Source organism: Pseudomonas quasicaspiana, from assembly GCF_021147825.1.
Lineage (GTDB): Bacteria > Pseudomonadota > Gammaproteobacteria > Pseudomonadales > Pseudomonadaceae > Aquipseudomonas > Aquipseudomonas quasicaspiana.
In genome coordinates this window covers 1-7,936 of sequence record NZ_JAGTPI010000109.1, presented here as the reverse complement: position 1 = coordinate 7,936, position 7,936 = coordinate 1, and the positions used below count along the sequence as shown (strand labels likewise).

The following is a 7,936-nucleotide window of genomic DNA, read 5'->3' as shown; positions in this document are numbered from 1 at the left end:
ATATTGCCTGTACTGGAGCTATCGCGAGCAAGCTCACTCCTACAGTAAAAAGCATTCCAAATCAGATAGTTATATTTTGTTTGATAGGAGCTGGGCTTGGTCTGGGAGGCATTCCGACGATAAACAATAACGCGGTGTGTCGCCTGACTGCGTCTCATGCATCGCGGCATTCCGACGATTCAGGCACCCGGGTTTATAAGGTATACCGCGCACCTCCTAAACCTTAAATCCCTTCCACGATCACAATCTCCGCCCTCGCCGCCCCCGCGCGGTAGCTCATCGCGTCCTGATATTCAGGGCTGTTGTAGCAAGCGACGGCCTGATCGTAGGAATCGAATTCGATGATCACGGTGCGTTGCGGTGTGGCTTTGCCTTCTACCGCCTCAGAGCGACCGCCCCGTGCGAGAAATCTCCCGCCGTAGAGCTTGAACGCCGCCGGGCCCCGTTGCGTGTACTGGGTGTATTGCTGTGGATCATTCACATCGACTTGCGCAATCCAGTAAGCCTTCATCCGAACCCTCCTGAAAAATATCTGTTCTTTACCCGGACAAACTGTCTTATGGTATACCAAAAGTCAATCAACTCATGACAGCAGGAGTCAGGTATGCCGTTCAACAGCATCGAAGAAATCATCGAGGATTATCGCCAAGGCAAGATGGTCCTGCTGGTCGATGACGAAGACCGCGAGAACGAAGGTGACCTGTTGTTGGCGGCCGACTGCTGCGACGCTCAGGCCATCAGCTTCATGGCCCGCGAGGCACGCGGCCTGATCTGCCTGACGCTGACCGATGAGCACTGCCAGCGCCTGGGTCTGGAGCAGATGGTTCCCAGCAATGGCAGCGTATTCGCCACCGCGTTCACGGTTTCCATCGAGGCGGCCGAGGGCGTCAGCACCGGTATTTCTGCGGCCGACCGGGCGCGCACTGTCGCGGCAGCCGTCGCCCGCGACGCAAGACCGGAAGACCTGGTGCAGCCGGGGCATATTTTCCCGTTGCGCGCCCGGGAAGGCGGCGTTCTCACCCGCGCCGGGCACACTGAAGCCGGTTGCGACCTGGCACGTCTGGCCGGTTTCACCCCCGCGTCGGTCATCGTCGAAGTGATGAATGACGACGGCACCATGGCCCGCCGCCCGGACCTGGAAACCTTCGCCACAAAACACGGCATCAAGATCGGCACCATTGCCGACCTGATTCACTACCGCTTGAGCACCGAGCACACCGTCGCCCGCATCGGTGAGCGCGAGCTCTCCACAGTGCATGGGACGTTCCGCCTGATCAGCTATGAGGACCGCATCGAAGGCGGCGTCCACATGGCAATGATCATGGGCGACATCAAGCGCGACGAACCAACGCTGGTGCGCGTGCATGTCATCGATTCATTGCGGGATCTGGTCGGCGCGCATTACAACGGCCCCAGTAACTGGACCCTCTGGGCAGCCCTGCAGAAAGTCGCCGAGGCTGGCAGCGGGGTTGTCGTGGTGCTGGCCAATCACGAGTCATCCCAGGCACTGCTCGAACGTATTCCACAACTGACCCAGCCACCGCGTCAGTTCAGCCGTTCGCAGTCGCGCATCTATTCGGAAGTCGGTACCGGGGCACAGATCCTGCAGGATATCGGCGTCGGCAAACTGCGCCACATGGGCGCCCCACTCAAGTACGCAGGGCTGACTGGATACGATCTGGAGGTCGTCGAAAACATCCCGTTTTCGGGCTGACAGACACATTAAAAACACCTGTTTTCGGTGTTTTTTCACCGATAAAAACGCTTTTCAGATTGCGTACCCGAAGCGTAAACCTGTTTTAAAAATAAACGTTTAGCCCCCGTAATTATTGGGTTTTAATCTCATTAAACTCAAATTGACGCTTCGTCGGAGAAGCGAAGCTCTTGCAGAAAGTTTGGAATACCATAATATGATATTCCGTAGGCCGATCAATCGTCAGGTGCGCCCGGAAAGGGACAGCACAAATAACAGCATCTGACTCGGTCGCACTGTTTCAAAAGGCCCCAATGGACCTACTGCTCCCGATAAGCGGGCAAGCAACAGCCCGCTCAAAAACACAACAAATGAGGGCGTACACATGGTGTTGAGTAAACGTGCAATTGCAGTGCTGACTGCAGGCGTCCTGTCCCTGTCGGGTGCTGCGGCATTGGCGGCAGAGAGCGTCAACTTTGTCAGTTGGGGCGGTTCGACTCAGGATGCTCAGAAGCAGGCCTGGGCCAACCCCTTCAGCAAGTCCAGCGGCATCACCGTTGTTCAGGACGGGCCGACCGACTACGGCAAACTCAAGGCAATGGTTGAAAGCGGCAACGTCCAGTGGGACGTGGTCGACGTCGAAGCCGATTTCGCCTTGCGTGCTGCCAGCGAAGGCTTGCTGGAACCGCTGGATTTCAACGTCATCAAGAAAGACCGGATTGATCCGCGCTTCGTCTCTGAGCACGGTGCCGGTTCGTTCTTCTTCTCCTTCGTACTGGGTTACAACGAAAGCAAAACCGGTACCGGCGCCAAAGCACCGCAGGACTGGGCAGCACTGTTCGATACCAAGACCTACCCCGGCAAGCGCGCCCTGTACAAATGGCCAAGCCCAGGCGTGCTGGAACTCGCGCTGCTGGCCGATGGCGTCGCTGCTGACAAGCTCTACCCGCTGGACCTGGACCGCGCCTTCAAAAAGCTCGACAGCATCAAAAAAGACATTGTCTGGTGGGGCGGCGGTGCGCAGTCTCAACAACTGCTGGCATCGGGCGAAGTGTCCATGGGGCAATTCTGGAACGGCCGGGTGTTCGCCGTACAACAGGACGGTGCTCCAGTGGGCGTGAGCTGGAAACAGAACCTGGTCATGGCTGATTTCCTGGTAGTGCCCAAAGGCGCGAAAAACAAGGACGCCGCGATGAAGTTCATCGCCAACGCCACCGACGCCAAAGGCCAGGCCGACTTCGCCAACCTCAGCGCCTACGCACCGGTCAACCTGGACAGCGTGCAACGTCTGGATTCGACCCTGGCACCTAACATGCCGACCGCGCATGCCAAGGACCAAATCACTCTCGACTTCGCATACTGGGCCAAGAACGGTCCGGACATCGCGACACGGTGGAACGAATGGCTGGTCAAGTAAAAATGACAGCGGTTGTCCCCCGTCAATCCAGCCCGGCCGGTGGTGCTTCCAGCACCGCCGGTGCGGCATCGGCCCAGGCGGTGACGATGAATCGCTCGACACCCTTCTCACAGCGCTGGCGCGGCAGCCGCAATCTGCTTCCTGCGCTGATCTTTCTCGGTCTGTTTTTCTTCGCACCGCTGATCAGCCTGCTGTTGCGCGGAGTCCTGGAACCTACACCCGGGCTGGGCAATTACGAGCAACTGTTCGCCAACTCGGCGTATTCACGGGTCTTGTTCAACACCTTCTCGGTGGCCGGTCTGGTGACACTGTTCAGCCTGCTGCTGGGCTTTCCGCTGGCATGGGCAATCACCCTGGTGCCACGCGGCTGGGGCCGCTGGATGTTGAACATTGTCCTGCTGTCGATGTGGACCAGCCTGCTCGCCCGGACCTACTCCTGGCTGGTGCTGCTACAAGCTTCCGGGGTCATCAACAAAGCGCTGATGGGCATGGGACTGATCGATGAGCCACTGGAAATGGTCCACAACCTGACCGGCGTGGTGATCGGCATGACCTACATCATGATCCCGTTCATCGTTCTTCCTCTGCAGGCCACCATGCAAGCCATCGACCCGATGGTGCTGCAGGCGGGTTCGATCTGCGGTGCCAGTCCGTGGAGCAATTTCTTTCGAGTATTCCTGCCGCTGTGCCGACCGGGGCTGTTCTCCGGTGGCCTGATGGTATTTGTCATGTCGCTGGGGTACTACGTCACGCCTGCCTTGCTGGGTGGCGCGCAGAACATGATGCTGCCCGAGTTCATCGTGCAGCAGGTGCAATCGTTCCTTAACTGGGGTCTGGCCAGTGCCGCTGCGGCGTTGCTGATCGTGATCACACTGGTGCTGTTTTACTTCTACCTGAAGCTCCAGCCGGAATCCCCGGTCGGTGCCAGTGACGCGAGGTAATCCTTCATGCTCCTGACTCCCAATGCCATGAGCCCGCGGCTGCGCTACGGGCTCTACCTGACCACGGGCCTGATCGCGCTGTTTCTGTTGTTGCCGATCGTGTTCATCGTCCTGCTGTCGTTCGGCTCATCACAATGGCTGGTGTTCCCGCCGCCTGGCTGGACGTTCAAGTGGTACGGTCAATTCTTTTCCAACCCCGAGTGGCTGGACGCAGCAATGACCAGCCTAAAGGTCGCATTGCTGACTACGTTCTTTGCCGTCGCGCTGGGCCTGCCGACCGCGTTTGCTCTTGTGCGTGGACGCTTCCCCGGTCGGGACATGCTCTACGGCGTATTCACCCTGCCCATGATCGTGCCGCTGGTGATCATCGCCGTGGCGGTCTACGCGCTGTTTCTGAAACTGGGCTACACCGGCACGCTGTTTTCATTCGTGGTCAGTCACGTCATCGTCGCCCTGCCCTTCACCATCATTTCCATCATCAACTCGCTGAAACTGTTCGATCAGTCCATCGAAGATGCGGCAGTGATCTGCGGCGCATCGCGGTTACAGGCAGTGTTCAAGGTGACCTTCCCGGCGATCCGTCCCGGCATGATCGCCGGTGCCCTGTTCGCGTTTCTGGTCTCGTGGGACGAGGTCGTCCTGAGCGTGATGATGGCCAGCCCGACACTGCAAACCCTACCCGTCAAAATGTGGACCACCCTGCGCCAGGACCTGACCCCGGTGATCGCCGTCGCCTCGACGCTGCTGATTGGCCTGTCAGTCATGATCATGGTGATCGCAGCCACCCTGCGCCGACGCAACGAAGCGAGGAGTACCTCATGAGTGCCGTGATAAAAGAAGCCGGGCAACAGCCAAAGAAAAAGCTGGTCAGCCTGTGTAATCTGAACAAGCACTACGGCGACTTCGCGGCCGTGGACGACATTTCCCTGGATATACAGGACGGCGAATTCCTCACCTTCCTTGGCTCCAGCGGCTCTGGCAAAAGCACCACGCTGTCGATGCTTGCGGGGTTCGAGACGCCCAGTTCCGGCGAGATTCTGGTCAACGGTCAATCGCTGGTCAACGTGCCGCCGCACAAGCGCGATATCGGCATGGTCTTCCAGCGCTACTCGCTGTTCCCGCATCTATCGGTGCGCGACAACATTGCCTTCCCGCTGGCGATTCGCAAGCTGCCAGCAGCCGAACGCGAGAAGCGTGTCGATGCCATGCTCAAGCTGGTGCAACTGGAGGAGTTTGCCCACCGCCGCCCCTCGCAACTGTCTGGCGGTCAGCAGCAGCGCGTCGCCATCGCCCGCGCTTTGGTCTATGAACCCCGCATCCTGCTGATGGACGAACCCCTCGGCGCGCTGGACAAAAAACTTCGGGAAGACTTGCAGGACGAGCTGCGCCAGCTGCATCGCCGTCTGGGAATCACCATTGTCTACGTGACCCACGATCAGGAAGAAGCCATGCGCCTTTCCCAGCGCATCGCGATCTTCAGCCACGGCAAAATCGTCGGTCTGGGCACCGGTTACGACCTCTACCAGAATCCGCCCAATGCCTTTGTGGCGTCCTTTCTCGGTAACTCGAACTTCCTCAAGCTCAAGGCCCAGGGCAACGCAGTCGCCACCTTCGAAGGCCAGAGCCTGTCGATCCGCCTGACGCCCGGCTTGCAGGCAGGTCAGGAAGCGTTGCTGATGATCCGCCCGGAAAAAGCCCAGGCATTGAGCATCGAACAGGCCAGCCAGGAACCGCTGCCAAGCGGCTGGAACGAGGTCACGGCAAAGGTCGGCGAGGTGTTGTTTCTGGGTGAAAGCCAGACCTGCTCGGTCATGACCGCCGATGGCACCGCGATGACCGTCAAGGCGCTGTCCGCCACCGGCATGCCGATGCAACCCGGCGACACCGTTCGGGTGCGCTGGGCCACAGGCGATGCGTGCGTTTACACCGAGTGGACTGAAAGCGACCTCAACAAAGCGGCTGGCGCTCACTAGCCAGCCGTTGCGCAGCGTGCCGATGTCTGGCTGGCAGCGCCATCACTATCGAACTCGCCAGGTCGCAGACATGGGCCTGGAGCTGAACAATCCGAGGAACGCGTCATGAAGTTTTCATTATTCGTACACATGGAACGCTGGGATGAACAGGTCAGCCACCGTCAGTTGTTCGAGGACCTGACCGAGCTGACGCTGATGGCCGAAGCTGGCGGTTTCAGCACCGTCTGGATTGGCGAACACCACGCCATGGAATACACCATATCTCCCAGCCCGATGCCATTGCTGGCCTACCTGGCTGGCAAAACCACGACGATTCACCTGGGAGCAGGCACCATCATTGCGCCGTTCTGGCATCCGCTGCGGGTGGCCGGTGAATGTGCGCTGCTCGACGTGATCAGCAATGGGCGCATGGAAGTCGGCCTGGCACGTGGTGCCTATCAGGTGGAGTTTGATCGCATGGCAGGTGGCATGCCTGCTTCGTCAGGCGGCCTGGCGCTGCGTGAGATGGTCCCTGTGGTGCGCGCCCTTTGGCAAGGCGACTACGCCCATGACGGTGAAATCTGGAAATTCCCCACCTCGACCAGCGTCCCGAAACCGATCAAGACACCGCCGATGTGGATCGCCGCCCGCGACCCTGATTCCCACAACTTCGCGGTGGCCAACGGCTGCAACGTGATGGTCACGCCACTCATGAAAGGCGATGAGGAGGTCGTGGATCTCAAGAACAAGTTCGAAGCCGCACTGGCCAACAATCCGGACGTGCCACGCCCACAACTGATGGTGCTGCGTCACACCCACGTCCATGCGGAAGATGACCCCGACGGCTGGAAAGTCGGCGCTACGGCCATCTCGAAGTTCTATCGTACTTTTGACGCCTGGTTCGGCAACAAACAGACCCCGGTCAACGGCTTCCTCGCGCCAAGCCCGGAGGAAAAGTTCAAGGAACGTCCGGAGTTTGAACTGGACAACATCCGCAAGAACACCATGATCGGCACCCCTGAAGAAATCGTTACCCGCATCAAGCACTACCAGGAACTGGGCGTCGACGAATTCAGCTTCTGGTGCGACAACAGCCTGCCTCACGCCGAGAAGAAAAAGTCGCTGGAGTTGTTTATCAAGCAGGTGGTTCCGGCGTTCAAGTGAGTGTGTTGCTCCCCTTCCGGCAAACGGGTCTGGAGGGGGATTCTGTAGCGGCCGGGTATGTGGGAGCGGTGCTTGGTCTGGGCGGCATTTCGACATAAGAACACCGCGGTTTTACTGCAGACCGCGTCGCTCTTTCGCGGCATAGGTAACTACACAACTTTCATGCAGCAAGCTTGTGTACATATCCATTATCTTAGTCACGGCTGATATTGGTTGCGCCCTTACGGCGCCTCACTTTTGAGGCGCAAAAGTAAGCAAAACGCTCTTACCCCACCACTTGGTACCTCGCTGTCGCTCGGCATACCCGTAATCCGACATTGCTGCGTGGGGCCGCCGCCACCGGCCATCCATGGCCTGAGGCGGCTAAACCGGCATCCCTGCCGGTTTACCCCACGCAGCAATGTCGAATTCCGGCCGGCGTGGTTTAACGGGGCGCTTAAGATCAAAATCAAAATCAAAAGCAGAGCAGATCAAATCAGAGCGAAAACGGCAGGATCGCCTCGGACCGGTAGGAGCGAACTTGTTCGCGATACGTCCGCACAGCCACCACGGGCATTGTCTGACACACCGCTTCGCAGCCTTCGGCAGCTCCTACAGAATGTCGGCAAACCCAAGAAAACAGGTCGGCTGTCAGGCCGCCGCGCTTTTGATGTTGATCTGAGGCGCCCCGTTAAACCACGCTGGCCGAACGCAGATTCTGAACCGTGGGCAACCCGGCAGGACGCCGGGTTAGCCGCATTGGGCCATGGATGGCCCGTTGCGGCGGCCC

Annotated in this window: 7 protein-coding genes; 6 read left to right on the top strand and 1 reads right to left on the bottom strand. The window is 59.0% G+C overall.

Features of this window, described 5'->3' with window-relative positions:
* Positions 1-223 precede the first annotated feature (223 nt).
* Entirely contained in the window at positions 224-511 is a 288-nt protein-coding gene (locus KDX30_RS29145; RefSeq protein WP_027898830.1) for a DUF1330 domain-containing protein, read from the bottom strand.
* A 93-nt stretch (positions 512-604) separates the two neighbouring features.
* On the opposite strand from KDX30_RS29145, the gene ribBA reads away from it, so the two are divergent.
* The 6 genes from ribBA to KDX30_RS29115 all read left to right on the top strand — a co-directional run bounded on the left by ribBA (position 605) and on the right by KDX30_RS29115 (position 7,167).
* Complete coding sequence (ribBA, locus tag KDX30_RS29140; RefSeq protein WP_231678227.1) at positions 605-1,714, top strand: bifunctional 3,4-dihydroxy-2-butanone-4-phosphate synthase/GTP cyclohydrolase II; 1,110 nt, start codon at positions 605-607, stop codon at positions 1,712-1,714.
* Between the two features lie 364 nt (positions 1,715-2,078).
* Positions 2,079-3,110: an ABC transporter substrate-binding protein gene (locus KDX30_RS29135; protein WP_027898828.1), complete on the top strand. Its 1,032-nt coding sequence runs from the start codon at positions 2,079-2,081 to the stop codon at positions 3,108-3,110.
* Positions 3,095-4,051 carry an ABC transporter permease gene (locus KDX30_RS29130; protein WP_231678226.1) on the top strand — a complete coding sequence of 319 codons (957 nt, stop codon included), beginning with the start codon at positions 3,095-3,097 and terminating at the stop codon, positions 4,049-4,051. Before KDX30_RS29135 ends, KDX30_RS29130 begins: the two co-directional genes overlap by 16 nt.
* A 6-nt stretch (positions 4,052-4,057) precedes the next feature.
* Positions 4,058-4,873 (top strand): ABC transporter permease, encoded by an 816-nt coding sequence (locus KDX30_RS29125; protein ID WP_027898826.1) that lies wholly within the window; start codon positions 4,058-4,060, stop codon positions 4,871-4,873.
* A complete protein-coding gene (locus tag KDX30_RS29120; RefSeq protein ID WP_231678225.1) occupies positions 4,870-6,024 on the top strand; it encodes an ABC transporter ATP-binding protein in 1,155 nt (384 codons plus the stop codon). Before KDX30_RS29125 ends, KDX30_RS29120 begins: the two co-directional genes overlap by 4 nt.
* A 105-nt stretch (positions 6,025-6,129) precedes the next feature.
* A complete protein-coding gene (locus tag KDX30_RS29115) occupies positions 6,130-7,167 on the top strand; it encodes an LLM class flavin-dependent oxidoreductase (RefSeq protein WP_099270757.1) in 1,038 nt (345 codons plus the stop codon).
* Positions 7,168-7,936: the final 769 nt, after the last annotated feature.